General features: G+C 44.0%; 24 protein-coding genes. 22 read left to right on the forward strand and 2 right to left on the reverse strand.

Going from position 1 to position 25245, the window contains the following annotated elements; translation table 11 throughout:
- The first annotated feature begins 126 nt into the window (after window positions 1-126).
- On the forward strand, window positions 127-381 hold the full coding sequence (locus tag ACFVRY_RS15245) for an AbrB/MazE/SpoVT family DNA-binding domain-containing protein (protein WP_066374154.1): 255 nt from the start codon (window positions 127-129) through the stop codon (window positions 379-381).
- A gap of 237 nt (window positions 382-618) precedes the next feature.
- A complete protein-coding gene (locus tag ACFVRY_RS15250) occupies window positions 619-1335 on the forward strand; it encodes an HAD family hydrolase (protein ID WP_387501064.1) in 717 nt (238 codons plus the stop codon).
- A gap of 141 nt (window positions 1336-1476) precedes the next feature.
- Here the strand turns inward: ACFVRY_RS15250 and ACFVRY_RS15255 are convergent, their stop codons facing one another.
- Window positions 1477-1887: a hypothetical protein gene (locus ACFVRY_RS15255; protein ID WP_387501065.1), complete on the reverse strand. Its 411-nt coding sequence runs from the start codon at window positions 1885-1887 to the stop codon at window positions 1477-1479.
- Between the two features lie 250 nt (window positions 1888-2137).
- On the opposite strand from ACFVRY_RS15255, the gene ACFVRY_RS15260 reads away from it, so the two are divergent.
- Together ACFVRY_RS15260 and ACFVRY_RS15265 are read left to right on the forward strand one after the other, a co-directional pair.
- Complete coding sequence (locus tag ACFVRY_RS15260; RefSeq protein ID WP_387501066.1) at window positions 2138-3118, forward strand: SPL family radical SAM protein; 981 nt, start codon at window positions 2138-2140, stop codon at window positions 3116-3118.
- A 105-nt stretch (window positions 3119-3223) separates the two neighbouring features.
- On the forward strand, window positions 3224-3847 hold the full coding sequence (locus ACFVRY_RS15265; protein WP_387501067.1) for a GyrI-like domain-containing protein: 624 nt from the start codon (window positions 3224-3226) through the stop codon (window positions 3845-3847).
- Window positions 3848-3940: 93 nt separating this feature from the next.
- Here ACFVRY_RS15265 and ACFVRY_RS15270 read toward each other — a convergent pair whose 3' ends face one another.
- A complete protein-coding gene (locus tag ACFVRY_RS15270) occupies window positions 3941-5269 on the reverse strand; it encodes a TrpB-like pyridoxal phosphate-dependent enzyme (protein ID WP_387501068.1) in 1329 nt (442 codons plus the stop codon).
- Window positions 5270-5730: 461 nt separating this feature from the next.
- On the opposite strand from ACFVRY_RS15270, the gene ACFVRY_RS15275 reads away from it, so the two are divergent.
- From ACFVRY_RS15275 to ACFVRY_RS15360, 18 genes are read left to right on the forward strand one after another with little or no spacing between them, the layout of a single operon-like run.
- Window positions 5731-7014 carry a TrpB-like pyridoxal phosphate-dependent enzyme gene (locus tag ACFVRY_RS15275; protein WP_387501069.1) on the forward strand — a complete coding sequence of 428 codons (1284 nt, stop codon included), beginning with the start codon at window positions 5731-5733 and terminating at the stop codon, window positions 7012-7014.
- A gap of 47 nt (window positions 7015-7061) precedes the next feature.
- The gene (locus tag ACFVRY_RS15280) at window positions 7062-8807 is read left to right on the forward strand and encodes a 3-dehydroquinate synthase family protein (protein WP_387501070.1); all 1746 of its coding nucleotides are present in this window, start codon (window positions 7062-7064) and stop codon (window positions 8805-8807) included.
- Window positions 8800-10131: a phenylacetate--CoA ligase family protein gene (locus ACFVRY_RS15285; protein WP_387501071.1), complete on the forward strand. Its 1332-nt coding sequence runs from the start codon at window positions 8800-8802 to the stop codon at window positions 10129-10131. The genes ACFVRY_RS15280 and ACFVRY_RS15285 overlap by 8 nt, the downstream gene beginning before the upstream one ends.
- Before the next feature lie 7 nt (window positions 10132-10138).
- Window positions 10139-10816, forward strand: coding sequence for a class I SAM-dependent methyltransferase (locus tag ACFVRY_RS15290; RefSeq protein WP_387501395.1), 678 nt, complete (start codon window positions 10139-10141; stop codon window positions 10814-10816).
- A gap of 15 nt (window positions 10817-10831) precedes the next feature.
- Complete coding sequence (locus ACFVRY_RS15295; RefSeq protein ID WP_387501072.1) at window positions 10832-11689, forward strand: carbon-nitrogen hydrolase family protein; 858 nt, start codon at window positions 10832-10834, stop codon at window positions 11687-11689.
- Between the two features lie 16 nt (window positions 11690-11705).
- Entirely contained in the window at window positions 11706-12485 is a 780-nt protein-coding gene (locus ACFVRY_RS15300) for an ABC transporter permease (protein WP_387501073.1), read from the forward strand.
- Window positions 12486-12501: 16 nt separating this feature from the next.
- Window positions 12502-13464 (forward strand): ABC transporter ATP-binding protein, encoded by a 963-nt coding sequence (locus tag ACFVRY_RS15305; protein ID WP_387501074.1) that lies wholly within the window; start codon window positions 12502-12504, stop codon window positions 13462-13464.
- The gene (locus ACFVRY_RS15310; RefSeq protein ID WP_387501075.1) at window positions 13461-14897 is read left to right on the forward strand and encodes a coproporphyrinogen-III oxidase family protein; all 1437 of its coding nucleotides are present in this window, start codon (window positions 13461-13463) and stop codon (window positions 14895-14897) included. The genes ACFVRY_RS15305 and ACFVRY_RS15310 overlap by 4 nt, the downstream gene beginning before the upstream one ends.
- Before the next feature lie 17 nt (window positions 14898-14914).
- On the forward strand, window positions 14915-15595 hold the full coding sequence (locus ACFVRY_RS15315; protein WP_387501076.1) for a class I SAM-dependent methyltransferase: 681 nt from the start codon (window positions 14915-14917) through the stop codon (window positions 15593-15595).
- 35 nt (window positions 15596-15630) lie between these two features.
- The gene (locus ACFVRY_RS15320) at window positions 15631-16446 is read left to right on the forward strand and encodes a carbon-nitrogen hydrolase family protein (RefSeq protein ID WP_387501077.1); all 816 of its coding nucleotides are present in this window, start codon (window positions 15631-15633) and stop codon (window positions 16444-16446) included.
- Between the two features lie 19 nt (window positions 16447-16465).
- Window positions 16466-17377, forward strand: a complete 912-nt coding sequence (locus ACFVRY_RS15325; protein ID WP_387501078.1) for a carbon-nitrogen hydrolase family protein — start codon at window positions 16466-16468, stop codon at window positions 17375-17377.
- A 23-nt stretch (window positions 17378-17400) separates the two neighbouring features.
- Window positions 17401-18276: a sugar phosphate isomerase/epimerase family protein gene (locus tag ACFVRY_RS15330; RefSeq protein WP_387501079.1), complete on the forward strand. Its 876-nt coding sequence runs from the start codon at window positions 17401-17403 to the stop codon at window positions 18274-18276.
- The gene (gene mfnA, locus ACFVRY_RS15335; protein WP_387501080.1) at window positions 18248-19423 is read left to right on the forward strand and encodes a tyrosine decarboxylase MfnA; all 1176 of its coding nucleotides are present in this window, start codon (window positions 18248-18250) and stop codon (window positions 19421-19423) included. Before ACFVRY_RS15330 ends, mfnA begins: the two co-directional genes overlap by 29 nt.
- 27 nt (window positions 19424-19450) lie before the next feature.
- Entirely contained in the window at window positions 19451-20887 is a 1437-nt protein-coding gene (locus ACFVRY_RS15340) for a B12-binding domain-containing radical SAM protein (RefSeq protein WP_387501081.1), read from the forward strand.
- Window positions 20888-20906: 19 nt separating this feature from the next.
- Window positions 20907-21950 (forward strand): zinc-dependent alcohol dehydrogenase, encoded by a 1044-nt coding sequence (locus ACFVRY_RS15345; protein WP_387501082.1) that lies wholly within the window; start codon window positions 20907-20909, stop codon window positions 21948-21950.
- Between the two features lie 13 nt (window positions 21951-21963).
- Window positions 21964-23313: a phenylacetate--CoA ligase family protein gene (locus tag ACFVRY_RS15350; RefSeq protein ID WP_387501083.1), complete on the forward strand. Its 1350-nt coding sequence runs from the start codon at window positions 21964-21966 to the stop codon at window positions 23311-23313.
- A gap of 34 nt (window positions 23314-23347) precedes the next feature.
- Entirely contained in the window at window positions 23348-24043 is a 696-nt protein-coding gene (locus ACFVRY_RS15355; protein WP_387501084.1) for an NAD(P)-binding domain-containing protein, read from the forward strand.
- Between the two features lie 14 nt (window positions 24044-24057).
- Entirely contained in the window at window positions 24058-25224 is a 1167-nt protein-coding gene (locus tag ACFVRY_RS15360) for a BtrH N-terminal domain-containing protein (RefSeq protein WP_387501086.1), read from the forward strand.
- Window positions 25225-25245 lie beyond the last annotated feature (21 nt).

Genomic DNA, 25245 nt, shown 5'->3' on the forward strand with positions numbered 1-25245 from the left:
AATTGACAGGAGAGAAATAGCACCTTACAATGCAGATATGGCGTAATCATTACTACTTTATAGAAGCTTTGATAGCTTTTAACTCTAGTGATTATTTAGGTGTTATTTCAAGGGAGGATACTTAAGATGAAAGCAACAGGAATTGTAAGAAAAGTAGATGAACTGGGACGTATCGTGATTCCAATTGAACTGCGTAGAACAATGGGAATTGACATAAAAGACCCGCTGGAAATCTTCGTTGATGGCGAAAAGATCATTCTCAGAAAATATGAGCCTACCTGCATCTTCTCCGGTAGCGCGGAAAACCTGATCAACTTCAAAGGTAAAATGGTCAGCAAAGACGTTCTTGACGAGCTGATTTCAAGTTTCGACAGAATCTAATTCAATTTCCGGTCAGTCAGGGAAATGTTCGGCCTATAGAGGCCGGTTCGCAGCACAGTATTGTGCTTGCTGACCGGCCTTTTGTCATGCTACTAAATAAAAGCAAGACGGTAACCCTCATACCGCTTGAAGAACGGTCTGGATATACAGAAGGAGCGATGGATTTATCCTTCGCTATCCCGGCGACTTTCCTATATCATAGAATGCATAAATACCGCACAAGAAGGGAGTTACTTCATGAGCCAAGAAGAAACCAAGTTTGAACAGAACGAGCAGATCCCGCAGCTGAAGAAGCCGGAAGCCGTCATCCTCGATATGGACGGGACCTTGTTCCAGACGGAAAGCCTGCTGTTGCCGGCCTATCACAAAATGTTCGACATTTTGCGCGAGGAGGGGCTATATACAGGAGCGACACCGCCGGAGGAACGTATCCTTGGAAGTCTCGGTATGTTGCTGGACCAAATCTGGAAGATTGTAATGCCGGAGGCGGGGGAAAACGTACATCGTCGTGCGGATGAGCTGCTGCTACAATTGGAGATTGAAGGGCTAACGGCAGGGGACACGCTGCTTTATCCGCAGGTAGCAGAGACACTTGTGGCATTAAAAGAGCGTGGGGTGCGTCTGTTCGTGGCTAGCAACGGCCTACAGGACTACATCCACAGCATTGTAGTGGTCCATGAAGTAAAGGACCTGTTCGAGGGCTTGTACAGTGCAGGCGGGCAAGGAACAGCAACGAAGACGGACCTGGTGCGCATTCTGCTGGACAACCATGGAATTGATAGTGCTTGGATGGTGGGAGACCGTTCTTCCGATGTAGAGGCGGGTAAAGGAAACGGGCAGACCGTGATTGGTTGTGCCTATGCAGGCTTTGGACGTCAGGATGAGCTGAAGGGCTCCGATGTGATTATCAATTCTATTGACGAGTTGCTGGAGCTTTATGACAATGCGGAATAAAGCAGTTTGACTGCTTTAACGCTGCTTCTGAATAGAATGCATTAAAATAACAAACAAAGCCTAGAAGTTATTTCGGAAGTGTAATTAACGACAATATTCACCAGAATAACACCTGGTCTGCTGTTTGAATCTTAATTTCACTTACAGAACCTCCATATCCACGTTCAAACCGTGGATATGGAGGTTCTGTCTGTAATCAGGCCGATTCGCGGGGATAAGCAGGGAGGTGTGAGCCCTTATTCTGGTTCTTGCTTGTTCAACTTCTCGTAGAGCGCCGAAGTGACGCCAAATTTCTTCTTGGACGCGACGTAGAATGTATTCAAGGAGGATGAAGCCGTACTTTTGAATCATCGGCTCAATCGGCTCGTCGCTAGATATCAGTTCTCTGCAGACGGAGAAGCCAAGCTCGTCGGTTAGCATTTTGGTAGTCAGATAGGCATCAGTCAGATAATGATTGATCCGTTGATCCACTTCAGTGACCAGGGTTGCCTTCTTAGATGCGCTGCGCGCCAGGGTAATCTCATCCAGCGTTCTACTGGACAGGTCTTTCATCCATACGCCTGATGCTTCCAAGGTCTCCAGCTTTGCAATCTGGTTCTCAATTGGTTAATCCCCATGCACTGGACAGCACGACATGCGGGGTGGATTCCTGCTGCGAGCGGCGGATGTACATAAAGAAGGTGATCAGCGCCATTTTACATTCAAAATAAGGGCGGACGTTTAGTAAATCCAGAGCGCTGTGTATCTTTTTGTTTCTGTGAATCCGTTGTGAATTCGCGAAAATAGTAAACGATGTATACTAGTGACATTTGTTGAAAAGTTGGGTATAATTTACTTGTATTATTATGGAAATACAGGGTTGGGAAAATTAAGAGAACTGGGGATTGATTTGATGCATTATAGTAAGGAAGGTTCTGTTTTATCCTCCCGGAATGGTCTTAACCTGTATCGAGGCTGTACGCATGGTTGCATCTATTGTGATTCGAGAAGTGCCTGTTACCAATTGGAGCATGAATTTGAAGATGTAGAGGTCAGATTGAATGCCCCGGATTTACTTGAACAGGCGTTACGAAGGAAAAGAAAACAATGCATGCTAGGGACAGGGTCTATGAGTGATCCATACCTTCACTTGGAACATAAGCTAGAATATACAAGAGAATGCTTGGATATTATCGAAAAATATGGGTTTGGCCTAAATATACTAACCAAGTCGAATGCAATATTAAGGGATCTGGATCTTCTCATTAAGATTAACGCTAAGGCTAAATGCGTCGTTCAAATGACTCTGACAACATATGATGAGCAATTATGCAAGGTGCTAGAACCGAATGTATGCACAACCAAAGAGCGTTTCGAAGTATTAAAAATAATGAGGGATCATAATATTCCCACCGTTGTGTGGATTGTCCCCATTCTGCCATATATCAATGATACTGCAGCCAACATTGAGGGAATACTTGCTTATTGTATAGAAGCGAAAGTATACGGCGTCATGTGTTTCAAAATGGGACTAACACTGCGTGAGGGAAATCGTGAATATTTCTATGCTCAACTAGATAAGCATTTTCCTGGGCTGAAGCAACAATACATGAAGAATTTTGGATATTCCTATGAAAATACCAGTAAACATAATAAGAGACTAATGAGCATCGTTCATGAACGGTGCAGGCAGAATAATATTGTGTGTAATAATGATGAGTTATTCAAGTTCATGTTTCATTTTGAAGGCAAACAACGTTACGAACAACTTGAGTTCTTCGAGGATCATGAGCTGAATCTTTGAGTATGACAGGCCAATGAATCGCCTGAACTACTTTATGCCTGGTATGTGGCATTCAACCAGTGCAGAACGTTCAGAACAAATAGCATACAGAAAGGATGAAAGTCTATGCTCGTTAAAAAGCATGAGTGGAGAAAACAAGAGAAGGAGTTGTACCTGCCAAAAACGGAGCCGGTAACAATAAGCATTCCGGATTTCAAATTCATCACATTAGAAGGATATGGAAACCCTAATAATGAGGAGTTTGCCGATGCGATTGGGGTATTGTACTCTGTTGCTTACGGGCTCAAAATGTTGCCCAAGAAGGGAATTACTCCAACAGGATATTACGATTATACGGTCTATCCATTGGAAGGAATATGGGAGCAGTTGGATGACGAGGCCACTTTCGACAAGAACAAGCTGCACTATAAAATCATGATCCGTCAGCCCGAGTTTGTGGATGAAGATCTGTACAATATGGTCATTGAAATGGTGAAGAAAAAGTCACCGCATGAGAGATTGGATGAAGTGCAGTTTACGTCGATTAATGACGGGCTGGTGGTTCAGTTGCTACATAACGGTTCATATGATCTTGAGCCTGCTTCATTCGATTTAATGGGTGAATACTGTAAGGAGCATGGATTTGAACGCATTAGCCAGTGGCATAGAGAAATCTATCTAAGTGATGCCAGAAAGACGGACGAGGACAAGCTGAAGACCGTACTAAGATACAGCGTCAAAGCTGTGTAAATACTTATTGACCTAGATCACAGTTGAGTGAACTAACAAACAGACCGGCCCATAGAATAGGGCCGGTCTGTTTGTTAGTTGTGTAAACAGCAATTAAATAATCCTGAAGCTGGAGGTTTGATCCAGATTTTCCTGATAACCTTCCAAATCCATAACACCACTGCCGCTGCATAAAACGACAATGGTTTTTTTGGTTTTGGTTCTTTGGCATTGCACGGCGGAGGAGATAGCCGAAGCTATGGCATGCGCCGATTCCGGAGCAACAAGTACTCCTTCTGTGTTAAGAAAGAGCCTGGCTGCTTTGAAGGCTTCGACTTCATTGAAGGCCTGGGCATCAACAAGCCCTTTATTCCGCAACAAACCGATGATGGGAGAGCCGTTATGTTGACGTAACCCGCCAACATGGATCGGATCTGGAATGAAATCATGCCCCATGGTGTAGGACATCGTTTTTGGTGTATACCCTGCATAGTCTGAGTAGTCATAATCGTAGGTGCCTTGGGTTAAACGAGGGGCCGCCGACGATTCTGCAGCAAGAAAACGGATCGCATTTTTATTTTTAAGTCTATCTTTTAAAAATGGTAATATCAGTCCTCCAAAGTTACTGCCACCGCTAACACAGGCAATTAATTCGTCAGGAAAGTCATTGACTTTCTCAAGCTGTTTTCTCACTTCTAGTCCCAATAAAGTTTGATGCATCAAGACATGGGGTTTGTTGCTTCCGGCCAGATAGGCTTTATCAGGATGCGCTAAAGCGTACTCAATAGCCTCACTGATGGCAGTGCCGATATCACCTGGGTGATTGGGGTTCGATTTAAGCAATGTCCGCCCAAATTCAGTATCATTTCCTGGGGAAGCGGAGAACTTACAGTCAAACATGGCCCCGTACATCCGTTTATACGGTTTTTGTTCAAGTGAGCATTTGGCCATAAAGATCTTGCAATCAAGGTCATACAGACTGCTTGCCAAAGAAAGTGCCATTCCCCATTGACCGGCACCTGTCTCCGAAACAACTCCGGTGAATCCTTCTTGTTTGGCATAGTATGCTTGTGCAATAGCAGTATTTAGCTTGAAACTACCAGTTAACAAAGTATCTTCGCGTTTGAAATAAATTTTGGCAGGGGTACCCAGGTAGGATTCTAAATTGTAGGCTCTTCTTAGAGGAGTAGGTCTACCAATTCTAATTAAGTTCTCCAGTACACTCTCAGGTATATCACACCATTCTGAATCCCAACGGTCTTGTTGAAGGAGAGCATGCGGACATATTTTGTGAGATATATCGAGCTGTGAGGTACAGACTTCCGTTTCATGGTTAAGAGTTGGAGGCAGGGCTTCCGGCAAGTCTTTCATAAAGTTATACCATTGTCTGGGCATCTCGTCGGCAGTTAAATGAATATCCAAGCTCTTAGTGATTGTACTCATTTCATCATTCTCCCAATTAAAGTTATCAATCAAACCTCAATCTCTTACCGGATTTATCTCAAATCTTCTCTTACTTGCAAATGACAAGGATATTATTACATGTTAAATACCTAAGTGTCAAATTATGTTATATAGATAATATAATTTTAATAAAATCTAATTAATATAATAAATAGAATAAAATTCTATTTTTATAAATGGATTTAATCATTTTCTTGTTTTTTAAATTCATTAGGTTCACATAAATGTAAAAAAATTCTATGTAATTATATGCAAAATATGAAAAAAAGATGCTATTATACCACTGAGTAGGGAGGAGATGATATCCATAATATTGGAGTAATGCGCTAATAAGAGTTAATTTGGTAGCCAAGTTATTTTCAAGCGTTTTCCTGTAAGGCAAATTGCGTCTGTCATTCTACTCATCATCTTGACAAATCATTACGTTAAGGAGAGTTCCAATGAAGAATAGCTTGTGTTCGTTCTCCACTATTAAACTGCCCACACAATGGTACAACATCATACCTGAACTGCCAGGGAAACTGCCCGGTGACATAGACTCTGCATTTGAAGCGGATAAAATTCAATTGATGCAGAGAATCAGAGTGAAAGAATTATCCCGTCAGGATCAGAGCATGGAAAAATTTATTGATATCCCTCCAGATGTATTGGAGATGTACAACAGAGTTGGAAGACCGACTCCACTTATGAGGGCTTATGAGCTCGAAGAGTACTTGGGTACACCTGCTCAGATCTATATCAAGAGAGAAGATGTTATGCCGACTCATAGTTTTAAATTGAATAGTGCGATCGCACAAACCTTTTATGCTAAAAAAGAAGGTTTCCAAGGCGTTGTCACGGAGAGTGGAGCAGGTCAATGGGGATTGGCGTTATCCTATGCGGCTTCTCTGAACGATCTCAGCACGCAATTCTTTTGGGTAAAAGTATCCAGAGAGCAGAAGCCGGTTCGGGCAGAGTGGTGTAAGATGTTTGGCGCGACCATCTATGATTCTCCAAGTACACTTACGATGACCGGTCGCAACATGCTGGAGCAGGATGCCAATTGTCCCGGCTCTCTGGGAATCAGTATTGGAGAAGCGATAGAATTCACATCTGAACATCCAGAATATGCTTATGTATCAGGCAGCAACTTGTGCCACGTCATTCTTCATCAGACTATTATAGGGCTGGAGTTGAAGCAGCAATTGAAGCAGGCTGGCATCAAGCCGGATTCATTTGTTGCCTGCTGCGGAGGCGGCAGCAATTTAGGGGGTTTTATGGGGCCGTTTATTTTCGATGACGAGTTCAACAAGGACACCAGATTTGTGGCAATAGAATCTGATGCTGCACCGAGATTGACCAAAGGTGAGTACAAGTACGATTCGGCGGACCCCTATGGTTTAACTCCACAATCAAAGTCTTACACGTTAGGGAAAGATTTCATCCCCGTAGCCAACCACGTGGGAGGATTAAGACAGCATAACGGTTCTCCAATCATTGGAGCTTTAAGAAACAAAGGTCTGCTCGACGCTGTGGCCTATTCACAGAGAGAAGCTCTGGAGGCGGGTCTTGTGTTTACGAAGCTGTATGGAGCCGTCCCGGCACCGGAATCTTCCCACGCATTAAAGGGGACGATTGACTTAGCCCTGAAGGCTAAAGAAGAGAACAGAAATACCACAATTGTCATGTGCCTGTCCGGAAGTGGAGTCCTGGATATGAGCGCTTACATGACGCTGAATAACTAGAATGGCAATTCAATTGCAGCGTACAAATTCTGAATGGGGTGAATGAAATGATTGATATCACGACGGAAAAGAAAAGTAAGTACATAGACTTTCATTTACAGGATAAGGTAAGGGCTTACTACGAGTATGATATAGCAGATCAATTTGCTGATGTTCTGAATGAATATTCCTTTGATAAAGTATTTTTCATTAGTGAGCAGGTTATTTTTGATATTCACGGTCATGAGTTTTTGAAAGCTCTGCAAAAGAAAAATGTCCTTCACAAAGTTCTGCTGATCGGGAGCTCGGAGAAGGACAAGTCATTCTCAAACCTGGAGTTCCTATGTAACTACCTTATAGAGCATCAGATATCGAAGGATAGTATAATTATTAGCTTTGGCGGAGGCGTCGTAGGCAATATTGTCGGCTTGGCCGCCGGTCTGATCTATAGAGGCGTTCGCTATATTGAAATTCCCACTACGTTTATGGGCCAAACGGACAGTACCTTAAGCAACAAACAGGCTATTAATGGCGCGTCCGGCAAAAACCAGATCGGTAGATATTATGCTCCGCTATTTGTCTGGTCGGACCTCAAATATTTAGAAACTGAAAGTCCTAGAAATATAAAGGCTGCAATCGTGGAAGGTGTAAAGAATACATTCATCCAAGATATAGATTTGTTAGAGGAGCTTGCAAGCTTCATTAAAGGCAAGACCGCGTTTAGCGCTAAGGATTTGTATTATTTATTTGAAACGATTGCCGAGTCCAAAAACAAGATACTGGAAAAAGACCCGAGTGAGAAAGGATATGCTGTGATTCTGGAGTATGGCCATACGTTTGGACATGCCATTGAATTCCTCACCTCTGGCGAGATTATTCATGGAGAAGCCGTAGCGATTGGCATGTGTATTGCAGCTGAGATCAGTTTCAGATTAGGGAAGCTTCGTTATGAGGATGTGAAGCTGCACTATGAAATTCTATATCATTTGATTTTCAAAGATAATCCGGTTTTGAGCCTGTTAAACGGAATCAATGCCGAAAGCATCTTGAAGTGCATTGAATGTGATAACAAACGGACCAGCAGCGGAGTGAAGTACGTCATTCTGGAGAGAATGGGCGAGTGCTGCAATATCCAGGGAGACTGCCAGATTCCTGTTGAGAAATCGGTTGTCGTTGCCAGTATTGAAGAGGCCTTCAGCAAAATTAAAAACTCCCTAGTTCAACAAGTGTGGCGTACCGCTATGGAAGAATACCGTAACAAAAAAGAAAAAGATACCGACAGTATTTTGAATGAATATTTTGAAGGTGAATATGACAAACAGATCTTCGATTCAACTTCTCTGGGACATATAGCGCTGTATTTGGGGGATTATCATACGGAAGAATTCAATGATCAGCTGAGAGACTACCTGGAAAGTATTGTCCACTATGAACTGTCCGGTTTTGATTATGGTCCGTCTTATATCGCTCCCAAACAATATGGAACACCGGGCTGGTGGTACTCGCTGAGATTGCTTGAAGACAATCAGGAATTAGAGCTGTTCACATGCAGATCCATTGGGGAATGGAACAAGTATAGTGAGGAGGTCAAGAAAAGCTTGATGTCACACTATGCTGTTGCTATAGACACTTTGGAGCAATTCGACAGTATTGTGGAATACATGCTCACGCAGCAATCCATTGAAATGATCATGATGACCAGAGGGGACAGACTTGGCCATACGTATGCTCATTTTCATAATTTGAACAATAATCTGGTCCTTGAAATTATTCACAGTACTTCAATGCATGAGAAGGCGGCTGAATATGAATGATGTGCTGAATGATGCAATTACCGACATAGTCAGCAGAAGAGTGAAAATCCTGGATGAAGTAAACCATACGTTTGCCCTGTCTAAAGAGCAATTGCGGGAATATCAACTCCACAAAGTGAAGGAAACTTTGCTGCATGTATATCAGAACAATGAATTTTATAAAGGGAAATTAACAGAATCCAATATTTCATGGAACGACATTAAGGCATTGAGCGAGTTCAGCGCTCTCCCCTTCACCATCAAAGAAGAGATTAAGAGTCAGTATCCGTTCGGGCTGTTGTCGGCCAGCCATGATGAAATTGTTCGTTATGGTGAGAGCACCGGGACAACAGGGGATCCGATAAATTCTTATTACACCGGAGATGACTGGTTCGCCAACAATTGTATCGTGGCTACCTTGTTATCGAACCTCATTACGAACCAGGATACAGTAGCAGTTATTGTACCCTATGGGCTGGCTCTGGTTGGTCAGGACATTGATCGGGCTTTGGAATTGATCGGCGCCAAAACTATTGCCATTGGAATGCTGTCATCGGCATGTCCGGTTGAGAGAAGCATTAAAATCCTAAAGGACACGGAGACAACTACCTTGGTTTGCTCCCCTTCCAGGGCGCTGTACATTTCCGAAGAAGCGATGAAACTGGGCTATGATTTGAAGAATGATTTTAAGATTAAAAAAATCCTCTGTGTGGGGGAAGGCACATCCATTGAAAAAGCTAAGGCTATTAAGGAAGCATGGGGAGCAGATGCCTACCCGCTCTACGGAATGACCGAAACGAATACCATAGCGATGTCCTGTCAATTCGGAAAAATGCATATCGTTGAGAATAAGCTCGATTGTGAGATCATCGATGCCAGTACTGGAGAAGTACTGGGAGATGATGTGAGAGGGGAATTGGTAGTAACCTCCTTTGGCAAAGCGATGCCGCTAATTCGGTACCGGACCGGCGATCTGTGTACGATTCATAGTCAGTCCTGTGCGTGCGGTTCTACGTTTCGGTTTCTTGAGCATCATGGACGGATTACAGACAGCATTGTGATGGGGGACAGAAGGATTCAGCTTCTGGATCTGGAGGCCATTATCCTCTCCGCCAGCGGTACGAAATTCTTCACACTGAAGATTAAGGGCGATGAGCTAATTGTAGGCTTGGTATTAAGCAAGGAAGAATGCCAACGAGTGGAACGGGACGTGATGGAACGCCTGAAGATTGAATTCAATATCATCTCAAGTGTGGTTCCGGTGGATGGAGAGCAGCTGATACATGCCATTAAGAACAAAGTGAAGCCAAGTATCTCAAGCATCTTACAGGACGGGGAGAAATAGAGTGGCAATGCAATTCGTACAGAGGGAGCATAGCAGCGAACCAATTACTGCCGACACTATCGAACTGTTCTCCAGGTATTATGAGGAGCAGTTGACGTACAAGAGCGAAATACTGGATCAATTGCTGAAATGTCCGCAGGGTACAAGGTACCTTGAAGTTCAGGCGGCACTGGGGAATGCTTCCTTTGAGATGCTGAATAGGAACAGGCAGATTGACATCACGATGCAGGAGGATTCCGAGCTTTGTGTTGCATATATGCAGCACCGTATAGAGAGTACGGAGCTGGCTGGTCGTTGTACTCTGCTCTCATGCACCGCCACAGATATGCCGTTCTGTGATGAGAGCTTTGATCTTATTTTCAGTATCAATGCTTTGCGTACATGGGAAGATCCGCATGCTGTAATAAGTGAAATTGTACGGTTGTTGGCACCCGGGGGCATGGCGTTGATTAATGACCTGAGAAGAGATTTGCTTGAACCATTCGCAGAATACAGGATTCGCGAGCTGCAAGGGCTTGATTACGGGGATTGGATGATCCGGAATTTTGTTAAATCCTGGAGGGGATCATATTCCATGGCGGAGGTCGTTCCTATACTCCATGATTTTCATAGCGTCGCATGGAAAGTGAAAGAAGATGGTCCTATGGCTATGAGTATAGAGCTTGTTAAGGAAATGCGCTTATGAACGGGGGGCATGGTTATGGCATTATTAAGCCGGTCAGCTAAAGTAGCCGTGATCCAAATGAATATCATCCAAGGAGACGTTCATACGAATCTTGATTGTGCAGTATCCAAGATTGAAAGTGCTGTGAAGTTAGGCGCGGAGCTGATCTGTTTGCCGGAGGCTTTTGCCACAGGTATTAATTTCATGCAGCTTCATAAGGTTGCTGAGCATTTGGCAAGTAGTGTAATCGTACAAACCATCAGTGATCTGGCCAGAGCCCACAAGGTCTATATCATTGCCGGAATCATAGAACGCAGTGAGAAGGATGAAATTTTCGATACTGCCATTGTGATCAATCCGGATGGCCATATTGAGCATCGTTATAGACGAAGGGTACTGTGGAGTGGAGAAATTCATTTTCTGGAGGCATCAAGTGAACAGGTCACTTACTTCGATACTAAGTTTGGAAGAATCGGATTGATCATTGGTTATGAATTGTTTTTTCCATCCCTGTGTACTGATTATTTTACTAATAATGTAGTAATGATTGTTTGTCTAGCCAACATTTTTAGTAGCCTGAAGTCGATTGTGCCAGCGATTTGTCAAGCCCGTGCATATGAGAATCAATGCTATTTTGTGTTTGCCAGTTCGATTGGCACCCATACTTTAGTAAATGACAGCTATATGGGTGGCAGCTCAATTTTTTGTAACTCTACTTTGCTTCCAAAAAGACTGGTGTTCAAGATAGGCACCAGTGAGAATGTATCGGTAACAGCGGGGAACCATGAGGATATTTTATGTGAAAATCTTCACCTGGATTCGTTGAAAAGTAGCAAGGAGCGTTTTTTTAGAGGTGATTTCGAGCGTTACTACAGTGGAAATCCGAAATTATGATGTTAGGAGGCTGACCATGTCCACGGGTATATCGAAGGCAACGAATGAGCGCAGGGGAAACTATTTCAAAAAGGTTATTACCATATTAAAGGCCGATTTGATAGAGTACACAAGGGTTAAAATTGCTATAGTAGTCAGCATGCTGCAGCCGGTAGTGATGATGATCGCATTCGGTCTGGTATCTTTACATGGTGGACAGGAAAACTTTATACACTCTGCTCCGGGAATCCTGGGTGTAGCTGTTATGTTCAGCGTTACGTTCTCAGCGGGATTTACAACGATATCGGATAGGGAACGGCGGCTGATCGATGATGTGGTTCTATCACCGGTATCCTACAGCGCATTTATTCTGTCCCGTCTATTCAGTGCAATGATTAAATGCATCTTGCCTACGGCTGCTGCTTTATTAATTGGAATGATATTCTTTGATTTGGAAATCGTACATGTCTCCTCGATTATTTTCTCCTACATTATTTCCGTTGTTATTTACGCCGGCTTAGGGATGATGGTCGGTGCGTTCACCAACCATTTGGCGTTTGAAGGAATGGTGAATTTCTTCCTTATTCCAGCGATGTTCTTTGGTGGCGTCTTCTTCCCTGTGGATCAGTTGGGGCCTTTGTCCAATGTAGTACGCTATTTTGCTATTACGCCATCCATTGAGCTATTCCGCTATGGGCTTAGTGGTCAAATTGAAATAGGAAGCTTATTGTCCAGCTATATCATCTTACTGATTTATGCGGTGGTGTCCTTCTTAATGGGTGTATTCTCATTTAAAGCAGCAGTCACTAAGAGATAATGAGTGGAGCGGATGTATGAATATTGTAGAAGTTAAAGAGCTTGTAAAGTCGTATGGGGATAAATTCACACTACAAATTCACTTCAATTTGAACCAAGGGGAGTATTTGGGCCTTGTCGGTGAAAATGGTGCTGGAAAAACTACGCTGCTGAGAATCATTTGCGGATTGTTAAGGCCAACCTCGGGAGAGACTACGGTATTTGGACATGCCTCCAAGAACGTAAAAAAGATTAGTAAGTATATTGGAGTCATCAATCAATATACCGGGCTACCGGATTTGCTCAAGGTGAGGGAGTTCCTGAAGAATGAATGCGTCATGCGGGACGTCGATTTTTTCTCTCTTTCAGATGAACTGGCACTCCTGGGCCTGGACAGGTACCTGGACACTAAAATTTGTGATCTTTCAGAAGGGAATAAACGGAAAATTGTTATTCTGAAATCCATTTTGCACAAGCCGAAGCTTCTCATCATGGACGAGCCCACGGTAGGGATTGATCCATTGACAAGAAATGAGATTTGGTCATACATCAGAAAAATGAAGGAGTATGGAGTTTCGGCCATTATTTCTACCCATTACCTGTATGAAATTGAACAAATCTGTGACAGGGTCATTTTTCTGGATCGCGGTAAGGTTCAAAAGGAAGGCACAGTAGACGAACTGATTCATCAGAATCATGAAGTGAACTATCTTTCGGTAACTGTTAACGGTGGGATTGATGCTGCGCTTGAAATGAAGCTAAGAGAGCTGCTGGTGGATGATACCACGGCTCAGGATATTTCTTGTTCACAGAATAGCTTTTTGCTGACAACAAGGAACGATTCATGCAAAGTGATTCCGCATGTCGTTCAGATGCTGTATTCCAACGATATTGAGATCAGAGCATTGAATACAGGGGTTGAATCATTGGAAGAAGTAATGACTCAATTGAACAAAAGGAAGTCCGAAGTGAAATATGAACTGGAAAGGAAATCGATATGAGCAGCGAAAATTCGAATGTAATTAGTGATTCCAGCTTCTGGAGGGAATATCCTGAGCGCGATGTAGAGTTTGTCAGATGGTATCCATGCAATGTGGGGAAGCTGTCTGGGCAGGAAATGTTTGCAACGGGACAGGATGATTCCAAGGAGTTTTCTTTTTATATCCATGTCCCTTTCTGCAATAACGTTTGTATTTGTTGCCCTTACAATAAGTTCACGACAAGAAGCAAAATTCTACAAGAATATCTCGAAGCCTTAAAGCTTGAGATCACAAATTATGCCAAGCAGGACTATGTGAAGAACGCCAAGTTTGTATCCGGTTATTTTGGTGGGGGGACACCGACCACGCTTAGTGCGGAGCAATTAGAGGATCTGTTCCAAACCTTATATCGGGAACTTAACATTGCCGAGGATGCCTCTATTACGATAGAGACTACCCCTGTTGATATTACCGAGGAGAAGGCTAAGGTGTTCATGAAGTATGGAATTAACCGGGTTAGCATCGGGGTACAGGCGCTGGATGATGTACTACTGAAAAGAATTGGAAGAAACTATAGTGGTGATCAGGCCATCGCAACGATTTCCATGTTGAAGAAGATCGGAATCAAACATGTATGTGCGGATTTGATGTGGGGCTTGCCCGGTCAAACCGAAGAAGAGTGGAGAGACACATTAACCGGAATGATTGATTTGAAACTGGTAGACTCATTCTCATTATATCAATATACAGTCCTTCCATCCTCGCCTCTGTACTTGCGCATGGAGCGGGGAATTATACCGAAATGCCCTGACGAAAAAATTCAACAGGAAATGTATTGGGAATCCGTGGAAATTCTACACAATGCGGGATTCCTTTCGGTATCGGACATCGACTTTGTGAGCCCGCATGTTTTGGAGATTGAGTCTGAGGCCAATTACTTCACGATTCCAGATACTAATGGCAAAGTGCTTATATCCAAAACATGCGCGATGACCAGACATGTTGCCCATACATGGTACGAAGGCAAGCCTATGCTTGCTATCGGTTCCGGGGCTTATGGGTACTTGAACCATAGTATGTATCTGAATGAGCCGGATATCAGGGAGTATATCAGAAAAGTGAAGGAAGAAACGTATTCTGTCGTCATGGGTAAATATGTAACTGATCAAGAGCGAATGGTCCGTACGATGGTGCTTGGAATCAAGCTACTGAGATTCTACCGCGAGGATTTTCGTAGAATGCACGGCAAGGATATGATGGAGGTCTTCGCTGATCAAATCAATCAGATGGTGGAATGGGGATTGCTGGAGCTGACAGAGGAATATGTGGAAGTCACATTCCCCAAGGGCTGGTATTACATGGAGAACATCAGCAAGATGTTTTACTCGGAGGAGAACTATGGATTGCCGCAGCCTAACGCTACAGGAACGATATTGCTTCAGCTATTAAAGTAGATCCGGAGGTAGCCAATATGAGACGAGGCAAAATTTTCGAGTTGGAGGCCAGAGTGGCCAATGATCAGGATTATTTTCATTCCTTGGAGATTTGCAGAGATTACGATTTGAATATCAGAAGCTCCATGATTGTGCCTATGGGAAAAGTGACAACGAAGGTGATTGATTTCTGCCACGATGGTGATGTTGTGCTGGATATTGGCACTGCAACAGGATTATTGGCCTTAAGAATCGGCGGGCAGAACAGCAAGCTGGATATTATCGGTGTGGATGATAACGAAAATTTGTTGCAAGTTGCAGAAGAAAATGCGGCGCTGGCAGCGATCTGCAATTCACCTGGCATGGTGGAATTCAGGTATGGGGAGATGGAGGATCTTCCGTTTGCAGATCATTCGGTCGATGTCGTATACAGCTATTCTGCTTTTCACAAGTGGAGCAATCCAATCGCGGTTTTGAAGGAAATTAACCGTGTGTGCAAGCCTGACGGTAGTGTTTACTTGTATGATATTGCCCGCGATTCCGATGAAGGCATGATCTCGTTCATCCTGCAATATATCAGTTCAGGTCAGGATGATTTCTTGAGAGAATTGAAATCGTCCTATACAGTCGATGAGGTCGCGGAGATTCTGAAGCAAGCTGGATTGGAACATTGGAAGGTTACTGCTGAGGATATTAACTTGGCCGTATCTAAAAGATAGTAGGCCTACAAAGCACATACAAGAGAGGTATTTTTATGGAACATCTAAAAGTTGCGGTAATCCAGCCCAATGTAAGAGCAAACGATTATACGCACAATTTAACCAATGTAATCCATATGATTGATACATGTGCAGCTGAAGGCGCAAAGCTGATTTCGATTCCTGAAGCTTTTGCAACATCGCTTAATCTACCCAAGATGAAGGAGCTGGCCCAGACAGAGGATGGAGAAATCTGTACTAGGCTGATTGAAAGGGCCAGGAAGCATGGTGTGCATATTGTTGCGGGCTTCATTGAAGCAGCGGATGCCAAGATATACAGTACTGCAGTATTAATCAGTCCCGATGGCCGGATTGCGGGCAAATACCGGAGAAGATTTATCTATCAGTTGGAAAGATTCTTTGTGGCTGAAGGTAATGATGTCTGCATCGTGGACACGGAAATTGGGAAAATAGGGATTATTATGGGGTATGATGTGAATTTCCCGGAATCTACTCGTGAATTCTTTCGCAATAAGGTCGAAATTATTGTCTGTCCATCCCAGATTCCGCATACCTACAAAAATTCGACCAGACATTTGGCTGTGGCCAGAGCTACGGAGAACAGCTGTTATTTCATTCTGGCTAGCAGTTGTGGACAAAACACAATTGCACGCCTCACTTATATGGGGGGAAGTATTATTGCGCAAAGTCCTGTCGGACTGGAATCCTACAGTACGGAGTACACTCGCCAGAAGGATCTGTTAGCGATAGCGGATGCGGAGGAAACGATTCTTTATGCCAAATTGAATATGACGAAAATCAGAAGAGAACTGGAGGAGAATCCGCATTTCAAGGATTTCTATATCAGTTAACTTGGGAGAGGGTGGCTTAATGGACAAGGTTAAAGTTGGACTGCTGCAGGTGCAATGGGTGGATGATCCTATTGAGGCGCTGGAGAAAGTCCTGGAACTTGTGGATACTACGCTCCAGAATAATAAGCTCGACCTGCTGTGCCTGCCTGAATTTTTTACAGGGGCGCCATGGTATATGCCGAATAGAGCTCATTTGAAGGGGGTAATCGACGATACGATCCCCGGAAACATCACAACGGCATTAGGCAAGCTAGCAAAAAAGTACACCACTTATATTTTGTGCGGGACAATTGTCGAAAGGGACAACGATAAGTATTATAACTCCTGCGTATTGTTAAATGATGAAGGTGAAATTGTCGGAAAGGCCCGGAAAATACACCGGTATTCCTCTGAGTTGAGCAACATTGAAGCTGGAACGGAGCAAATGCTGGTGGATACTCCATTCGGCAAACTAGGAGTCTGTATCTGTTCTGATTTCTGGATTCCGGAAATGCCCAGAATTTTGGCGCTCAGAGGGGCGGAGATTATCTGCATACCAGGTGGCTCGTTGACTCAGAACATTTCCACTACCAAGTCCTGCATGATTGCTAACTCTGTTCAGAATGTTTGCTATACCCTGTATGCAAGCATAGTTGGTGGAATAGAAGGAGTTCGTTCTGGCAGAAAGGTCAGCATTAAATTTGAGGGACACAGTTCGGTGGCGGGTCCTCGGGGTATGATTGAGAGCCTTGATAAAGAGCCTGGAGTCATTATCACGGAACTCGATATGAATGAATTAAGAAGCTTGAGGCAAGTGGATACCTCTTTCAAAGAGACTTTATTCTGGTCGTTGTGGGGACGTCAGCCTGATCTGTATAAGAGATTATCGGAGCCTTATGTGGGAGCGAAAGATGATCTGGCCTCTTTGGTTACCAATTATTTAAATTCATAAGACGAGGAAGCGGAGGGATTGTTATGTTCAAAATTGCGTATAATGCCAACGGTTTAAGGAATATGGATGTGGTAAAGGCCATTGAAGAGGTGAAGAAGTACGGGTATGAAGGCATTGAGCTGTCACTTCATAAGGCCCACTTACATCCTTATCAAGTCACTGAAGATAAATTGCACCAAATCAAGCAGGCTTTGAAAACCCAAAATCTCATACCTGCATGTTTGGCAACGGGCTGCTCAGACCTTCTGAGTGAAGAAGCCCATGAACCCTCCCTTATTTCGCCTGTACTAGCTGAGCGAAAGATTAGAATTGAGTGCATTAAAAAATCTATAGATATCGCCACAAAGTTGAATATTCCAGTCGTTAACATTTCAAGCGGCTATAAAAAAGAAACGGTTGGAGATGAAGAAGCCAGACGCTACTTGATTGAAGGAATTCAAGAGTGCCTGAAAGAAGCCCGCGACATCATTCTTGCAATTGAGCCGGAGCCGGGTATGTTCATTGAAACAACTGGACAAGCCATTGAAATAATAGAAGCTGTCCAGTCACCGAAATTCAAACTTAACATGGACATCGGACATGTTGAATGCTGCGAGGATGACCTTTTGGATAAGATCCGGAAGGCCTGCAAGTATTCTGCCCATATTCATATCGAGGATATTAAGAGCAGAGTGCATTATCATCTAATCCCGGGAGATGGCGATATCGACTTGAGGGCTGTGCTTGAAGTCCTGTCCTCCGAACAATATGAAGGATTCATTAGTGTGGAGCTGTATCACCATGCAGATATCTATGAAGCAGCCTTGCAGAAAAGTTATGAATACTTGAACGGAATCAGGAAAGGAATTCAGAACAACGGGTGGGATCAGGATGAAGAGCACGCAGTGTCTGTTCACTGAAGAAGGCCAGGATGCTTCCCGGGTACTTGAAGAGATCCATTCAGCTTGTGGCACTTACCAAAACAGGCATATTCTGAATTCGATCTGTACAGAGCCGCTTGATATTGCCAAACTTGCTTATATGGAGGCCATCAGTACGAATCTTGGAGATCCTAGACTATTCCCGGATGCCAGGAATATTGAAATCAATGTGATGAAGAAGCTGGGAGAGCTGTTGGGACTGCCGGGGGCTGTAGGCAATGCCGTCTCCGGTGGTACTGAAGCTAATCTTCTTGCCATGTACGCCGCCAAAAAAAGAGGAGAAGAGCGCAATATCTCTTCTCCTGAGGTTGTGGCGCCTGAATCCATTCATTTTTCAGTAGTCAAAGCAGCGAATCTGCTGGGAATCCGGCTCAAGTTAGCAGAGCTGGACGACAATTTCCGAGCGATTCCCTCATCAGTGAATCAGCTTATTACAGAGAACACAGTGGCTGTATTTGTGACAGCAGGCACTAGCGAAACAGGGGCAATTGATCCAATTGCCCAGATTGCCTACCTATGTGAAGAGAATGATATCTATCTCCATGTCGATGCAGCATCCGGAGGCTATATCATTCCCTTTGCCAAAGAATTGGGATATGAATTACCAGAGTTTGATTTTAGCATTAACGGGGTGCATTCCATAACAGTCGATCCCCATAAATACGGATTGTCGGTTATTCCTTCGGGGTTCATCTTGTTCCGGGATGAGAGACTTCAAAATTATATGAACTTTGAGTCTTTTTTCATTCATACCCCCAATCACAGAACATTCTCGGGAACTCGTACAGGTGCGGGCGTAATTTCAGTATACGCTGTGATGGAGCATTTGGGTCACAAGGGATTCAGAGCGATGACCAGGCACTATTTTAAACTAAAAGATCATTTGATCCCGGCATTAACCGTCAAAGGGCTTGAAATTCTGTGTCAGCCTGATTTAAACATTGTAATGATCAAATCCAAAGATCCCATTAGAGCCATGGAAGAGCTGGAACAAAGAGGGTGGTATGTATCCGTCTCCAAACGTTGTCATGCCATTCGCGTTGTGCTGCATCAACATAATTATCCGGATGAGTTAAGTGAATTCGCGGAGATTCTGCACCAGATTGAGATTGGAATGTGCATGTAGACTATCTATATGAGGGTTGGAGGTAGTATGAGGGTACTATTTATTGCCGTAAACAAGGAAAAGTCATTGCGTCCGGCGCTTCCGATCGGAATGGTGACTGTTGCAACGGCTGCAGAAGCGGCAGGACATGATGTAAAGTGTATTGATCTTTGTTTTGAAGAAGATGATTATGAAGCCTTAAGTCAAGGAACGGAAGGCTTTGAAGCAGAGATTATAGGGATTTCTGTCAGAAATATTGATTCTTTGAGTTATTTAGAGCCTGTTTTTTACCCCCCAATATTGTTAAAGGTCGTTCGTATTTGCCGGGAGTTATTCCCGGTTTGTTCGATCTTTCTGGGAGGTCCCGGGTTTACATTGATTCCGGAAGAATTGCTGCGGTATACCAAGGCGGATTACGGAATTGCAGGACTGGGAGAATGCTCTGTGCCAATGTTCCTTGAAAGGATGCAGCATCACAAGAAGGTGGACGATGTACCCGGTATCTTGTATTTCGATGGGCAGGATCAATTGTATGCAAAGGCGCCTGACTATTCTATTGACTTCAGTGAATGCCTGTTTCCGGATCATAAATTTTACGATGAGAGATATTTTACATTCGAGTATAACACCACTACTGAATCTTACAAGACGGTTGAAACGATTCAGACCAAAAAAGGCTGCGAGCTGAGGTGTATTTACTGCAATAATCCAAAGATCGATGGCCCCAATGTCATACTGAGAGATCCCGTGAAGATTGTTGATGAAATCATCAAGATTCAGGAGCAGGGCAAGCTGAAGGCATTTGAAATCGTCGACGGGTTGTTCAATTTGCCATATAAGCATGCCCTAACAATATGCAAATTAATGAAAGAAAAGAAGGTGAATATGCCCTGGGGCTGTATGTTGAATCCTGGGAGGGTAACTGACGAACTTGTTCAATTAATGGCGGAAACGGGCTGCCGTAAGATTGAATTCGGAAGTGATTCTGGTTCAGATTCCATTCTGAGAAAACTCCGCAAAAATTATAAGAAAGCAGATATTATCCGCTCCCATCACCTGGTACTTCAATATGGGATAGAGCCTATGCATTGTGTGTTTTTGGGTTCTCCGGGAGAAACGGTAGAGACTCTGACGGAAACGCTGGATTTAATGGAAGAACTTGCACCGTCATCGGCGGAGAAGCCAATCCAGGTCTATTTTAACTTTGGCTACCGTATTTTTGATTCCACCCGATTGTATGAAATTGCCATTCAAGAAGGCGTCATAACCAAATATGATAATCTGGCTGTCCCAAGATATTATTTTGAACCCTCCTTGCTTCGGGACGAAGCGGTGCTGGACATGATCCAAGAGAGAGTGACCAAGCATTCTAACTGGTATTTATGGTGGGGATTAAATCAGATTAAACTGTCCGACAGGGTTAAAGATGCAGCTGAGCAATTCGCGAAAATAGGTCAATTATTTCAATTAGTATTAGACGAATGAGCAGATGAGAGGGATAGGCATGAAAACATTACGGATCATTGGCCCTGAAGCCATTGAGGTTGTTGAGAGCGAAATCAGAATTGAACTACAGCAGCACGAGGTTGCTGTAAGGGTGAATAGAGTCAGTTTATGCGGCTCGGATATAAAATTATATCAGGGGAATTATAGTGGTCCTTGTTATTATCCGTTGATATTTGGACATGAATGGTCCGGGGAGATTGTCGCTGTCCCTGCTGGCGAAACGTTCTTTGCTATCGGTGATTATGTTACTGGAGACTGCTCCTGCTGGTGTGGAGACTGCTCTAGCTGTCAGTCGGATAAGAATTTATGCAGCCGCGTTGAGAAGTTCGGTATTACCATAGATGGATATGCTCGTGAAATTGCCATTATTAATAGGAAGTATCTATACCGTTCAGAGCAAAAGCTGCCCCATCGTGTGTTTGCGTTAACCGAGTGTTTTGCGGTTGCACTACATTCCCTGAAAAGCTTGGGCATGAGTAGTGAGGAGCGCAGCGCAAGGGTTTTGATTATTGGTTGTGGCGCTATTGGTACAGCTCAATATCTTCTGCTAAAGCACCATTATCAATTCACTAATCTTCATGTATGCGATCGGCAGGAGGAACGGGTGGCTGCGATTAGACAAGTAGTCGAAGAGCCTGATCTGAGCGTGTATAGGGCTGTTAAGGAAATGCAATCTGCTGGCGGCAGTTATGCCGAGCTTTACAATGAAGAGGGATTTGACTACATCTTGGAAACCTCGGGAACCATTGCCGGATTGGATCTGGCCATTCAGTTGGCGAATCCCTCCGGATGTATCTCTTACATTGGATTTGATGAGTCCGGGAATCTGCAGCATGTAAAGCAGATCACGATGAAGGCTTTGACGGTTCGGGGGAGCATTGGAGGTACAGGAGAATTTGAGGAAGTCATCAAGTTTCTTGAGAAGAATTCCGCCAGGGTAGAACCAATGGTTACTCTGGAAAAATGCAGTGCCGATGCCGCAGCAGGATTTGAAGAGATGCTGTTCAACCCTAGTCATATCAAGTGTCAGATTATATTTTGATGAGGATGATGATATGAAAGCTGAACACAGCGCTTTGATGAAAGAGATGAACAGCGAAATTACCCGGTACTTGGACGAGCTTCAGGCGATATCCCAATTAAGCCATGACGATCTCCAGGAGAGGGCGCTCACTTATATTAAAAAGCAGCTTGCCCATGCAACCCGAAGCTCTCCTTTTTACCAACAAAAGTATAACGATGGGGACATGACGGATCATATTCATGATCTGAAGGACATGGAATCGATTCCGTATACAACCAAAAATGATTTGAAGGAACAATATCCCTATGGATTCTTGGCTGTTCCTATGAGCGAGGTTGTGAGATATGGCGAATCAACAGGGACCACAGGTAAACATACCTCTTCCTTCATGACCAAGCAGGATTGGGAAGAGAATATAGCCCGGGTCACGGATGCCTTACTGCATTATTATTCCCGTGATGATGTCGTGTTCATCATGATTCCCTATGAGTTGGCATTTGCATCCTTTGATCTGGAGAAGGCATATTGGAATATTGGCGCAACCGTTGTGTCCGTAGGTGCTAAGAACTCTATTTGCCCGATGGACAGGGTAGCGGAGATGCTCATGAATCTGAAGCCGAGTTCTATTGTATGCTCACCTACTCGTGCGATCAGAGTCTATGATTTGTTGAAGCAAAAAAATTATGAGCCTGGCGATGTGAATTTGAAAAGGATTTTCTACATTGGTGAAACCTGTTCAAATGCGAAGCTGGAAAAGCTCAAACAAATGTGGGGCGTTGAACTAGTGAGCGTATACGGGTCCAGCGAGACAAATTCCTTATCGTTGCCTTGTGAGCACGGTCAGCAGCATTTAGCGGAAGACCGGTTTTATTTTGAATTGATTGACTCGGAGACAGGCGATGTCGCGCCAGACAGGGAAGCCGGTGAATTGGTTGTTACGGCTTTAACCCACCAGGCTTTTCCGTTGATCCGCTACAGAACAGGGGATCTAGTGAAGATCCAGGGGACCCGATGTAGCTGTGGCTCACCTTTCAGAACTATTCGGCATTTGGGGCGAGTCTACGATAGGATTTGTGTTAACAACAGATATATCCAGAGGCTGGATCTGGAAGAATGTGTATTGTCAGTAAGCGGGACAGGCTGTAATTTCATTCATTACAACAAAGATTCGGACCTTATCATCGCTGTGGAAATTGCGCAGGACTATGAGAGTGTAGAGGTGCTGAGAAACGTTCAGGAGGCCGTACACCGACAATTTGATATTCAGGTGATCGTGCGGATGCTTGATAAGGAGCGGGTCTATAAGGTGATGGACGAGTCATTGAAGCCGGGCAGCATTGACTGGAACAAAATATTCACTGAAGAAAACAATATCCACTGAAGAAAATTAAATTCATGTAACAAGGGTGATAGTTATGAATAGTGAAATTAAGGTGGGGATTGTTGGAGTCGGGAAGCTCGGGAAAGTCCTTGCCGCCAAGTTGTCGACAACTTGCTCGCTGTATGTGTGTGATTTGAATGAGGAAGCTGCACAAGCAATAAGCTCCGCATTTCGCTGCAACTGGGACCAGATAGATAAGGTTGCAGCGAAATGCGACTATTTGTTTCTTGCACTGCCTCCAACGATCATTCATGGATTCTGCACACAGTACGCTTCCTGCTTCAAGTCAGGGAGCACAGTGTTGAATCTAGCTACCTCTGTGGATAGCAGAGGGCTTAAAGATAGTATTAATCGTGATGATCTCCATGTGCTTGGATTAAAACCGGTCTGTCAGTCCACTGCACTAGAGCAAGGACAGAGAACTATATTCGTTACTTCAGCAGAACAGAAGATTCTGTCTGACGAGCTGGCAATGCTGATCAGTCCTTTGGGGACGATACAGCGTGGGCATGAGCTAACGGTCAAGGAGATTAATGAAGCTGCTACAAGAAGAGCTTTGGAGTTGATCATTAATCTGAAGAGTGAATTGATGGAGCAAGATGTGAAGGAAGATCTGATAGAAGCAGCTGTGAGGAGTGTGGCAGTTGGAACCCTATTGGACTACCCTTACCAGGAGGTCAATGGATATATTGCAAATTTGTTGAGTAAGTATGACCTGCAGTTGAAGTAGTGGGGGGAGAATGAATGAGTGAACAGCCGGAATTCATTAAGGATAAGGTTGTGCTGAATGACTTTTTCCATATTAAAGGAAAGCATTGTGAGACGACCTCGCTAATGAAAGTGCTGAACGATATGGGATATTCCTATGATGAAGACTTCCTGTTCGGGCTGGCCGGTGGAATCGGCTTTGTCAACTGGTACAGCAAGGGAATGCAGAATCCTTTTGTAGGATGCAGAAACGGGAAATTCCCGGATTTTTTAAACAAGCTTTGCAGCCGCCTGCAGATTGAGATGGAGCTAACAACCACGTCCAGCTGCAATAAGTCTGAGAAGCAGGTATGGGAGCTGCTGCTACAAGGAAAGCCTGCAATCGTCTATGGGAATATAGCCGAATTGCCGTACTTCAAATCGAACAGTCATTTCGGACAGCATGCCTTTGTCGTCTATGGAATCGATTATGGCAAAGATACGGTATATATCTCGGACCGTGGGGGCAAGCCTCAGACCCTTTCGCTAGATACATACAGAACCGCCCATGGCATGAAGTGCAAACCATATCCGCCTAATAATGCTGTAATTACGGTTCATAAGGTGAATGCTGACCGTGTCGATTTACAACAAGTTGTGATTGAGAGCATTCTGGAAACCTGTAATCAGATGCTGCAGCCGCCGATCAGGAAATTCGGTTTGGAAGGGATGAGAGTCTGGGCGGAGGAATTGCGGGAATTCCCTTCAATCCATCCTGATCTGCCGTTGATCAGCTATTTATTTCAGACCTTCATTCATATTGAAACAGCAGGCACCGGAGGTAAGGGGTTCCGTAGTATGTACTCCAGCTATTTGAGTATGGCCAGAGACATTACCGGTGTGGAGGGGCTGGCGGAGATGAGTGAACGGTGCAAGCAATCCTCCGAATTGTGGAGAGGCATTTCAGAGGCTCTTTTGAACAAACAGGACTTTGGCGAGCTTTCGGATCTGATATTAATGAAGGAAGAACTGTTTATGAGGGAGGGTACGGTTGATTGTGCGGAAGGAGAAGCCTTGGATAGACAAATCAAAGATCAAATATCGGAAGCCAATCAACATTTAAAGCGCATAACTGAGAACCTGCCGTATATCAGCTTGGAAATAATGAAGTGTTTTGAAGCCGAGAAGGTGTTGTTCGAGGGTTTGAGACAGGTACTGTCATAGATGCATGCGGCAACACCCGGA

It is taken from the genome of Paenibacillus sp. NPDC057934, assembly GCF_042887565.1.
Lineage (GTDB): Bacteria > Bacillota > Bacilli > Paenibacillales > Paenibacillaceae > Paenibacillus_AQ.

Excerpts from the sequence above, each read along its gene's own strand:
- ACFVRY_RS15245 (WP_066374154.1), top strand. The coding sequence starts at position 127 with ATGAAAGCAACAGGAATTGTAAGAAAAGTAGATGAACTGGGACGTATC.
- ACFVRY_RS15250 (WP_387501064.1), top strand. The coding sequence starts at position 619 with ATGAGCCAAGAAGAAACCAAGTTTGAACAGAACGAGCAGATCCCGCAG.
- ACFVRY_RS15255 (WP_387501065.1), bottom strand. The coding sequence starts at position 1,887 with ATGAAAGACCTGTCCAGTAGAACGCTGGATGAGATTACCCTGGCGCGC.
- ACFVRY_RS15265 (WP_387501067.1), top strand. The coding sequence starts at position 3,224 with ATGCTCGTTAAAAAGCATGAGTGGAGAAAACAAGAGAAGGAGTTGTAC.
- ACFVRY_RS15270 (WP_387501068.1), bottom strand. The coding sequence starts at position 5,269 with ATGAGTACAATCACTAAGAGCTTGGATATTCATTTAACTGCCGACGAG.
- ACFVRY_RS15275 (WP_387501069.1), top strand. The coding sequence starts at position 5,731 with ATGAAGAATAGCTTGTGTTCGTTCTCCACTATTAAACTGCCCACACAA.
- ACFVRY_RS15280 (WP_387501070.1), top strand. The coding sequence starts at position 7,062 with ATGATTGATATCACGACGGAAAAGAAAAGTAAGTACATAGACTTTCAT.
- ACFVRY_RS15285 (WP_387501071.1), top strand. The coding sequence starts at position 8,800 with ATGAATGATGTGCTGAATGATGCAATTACCGACATAGTCAGCAGAAGA.
- ACFVRY_RS15290 (WP_387501395.1), top strand. The coding sequence starts at position 10,139 with ATGCAATTCGTACAGAGGGAGCATAGCAGCGAACCAATTACTGCCGAC.
- ACFVRY_RS15295 (WP_387501072.1), top strand. The coding sequence starts at position 10,832 with ATGGCATTATTAAGCCGGTCAGCTAAAGTAGCCGTGATCCAAATGAAT.
- ACFVRY_RS15300 (WP_387501073.1), top strand. The coding sequence starts at position 11,706 with ATGTCCACGGGTATATCGAAGGCAACGAATGAGCGCAGGGGAAACTAT.
- ACFVRY_RS15305 (WP_387501074.1), top strand. The coding sequence starts at position 12,502 with ATGAATATTGTAGAAGTTAAAGAGCTTGTAAAGTCGTATGGGGATAAA.
- ACFVRY_RS15310 (WP_387501075.1), top strand. The coding sequence starts at position 13,461 with ATGAGCAGCGAAAATTCGAATGTAATTAGTGATTCCAGCTTCTGGAGG.
- ACFVRY_RS15315 (WP_387501076.1), top strand. The coding sequence starts at position 14,915 with ATGAGACGAGGCAAAATTTTCGAGTTGGAGGCCAGAGTGGCCAATGAT.
- ACFVRY_RS15320 (WP_387501077.1), top strand. The coding sequence starts at position 15,631 with ATGGAACATCTAAAAGTTGCGGTAATCCAGCCCAATGTAAGAGCAAAC.
- ACFVRY_RS15325 (WP_387501078.1), top strand. The coding sequence starts at position 16,466 with ATGGACAAGGTTAAAGTTGGACTGCTGCAGGTGCAATGGGTGGATGAT.
- ACFVRY_RS15330 (WP_387501079.1), top strand. The coding sequence starts at position 17,401 with ATGTTCAAAATTGCGTATAATGCCAACGGTTTAAGGAATATGGATGTG.
- mfnA (WP_387501080.1), top strand. The coding sequence starts at position 18,248 with ATGAAGAGCACGCAGTGTCTGTTCACTGAAGAAGGCCAGGATGCTTCC.
- ACFVRY_RS15340 (WP_387501081.1), top strand. The coding sequence starts at position 19,451 with ATGAGGGTACTATTTATTGCCGTAAACAAGGAAAAGTCATTGCGTCCG.
- ACFVRY_RS15345 (WP_387501082.1), top strand. The coding sequence starts at position 20,907 with ATGAAAACATTACGGATCATTGGCCCTGAAGCCATTGAGGTTGTTGAG.
- ACFVRY_RS15350 (WP_387501083.1), top strand. The coding sequence starts at position 21,964 with ATGAAAGCTGAACACAGCGCTTTGATGAAAGAGATGAACAGCGAAATT.
- ACFVRY_RS15355 (WP_387501084.1), top strand. The coding sequence starts at position 23,348 with ATGAATAGTGAAATTAAGGTGGGGATTGTTGGAGTCGGGAAGCTCGGG.
- ACFVRY_RS15360 (WP_387501086.1), top strand. The coding sequence starts at position 24,058 with ATGAGTGAACAGCCGGAATTCATTAAGGATAAGGTTGTGCTGAATGAC.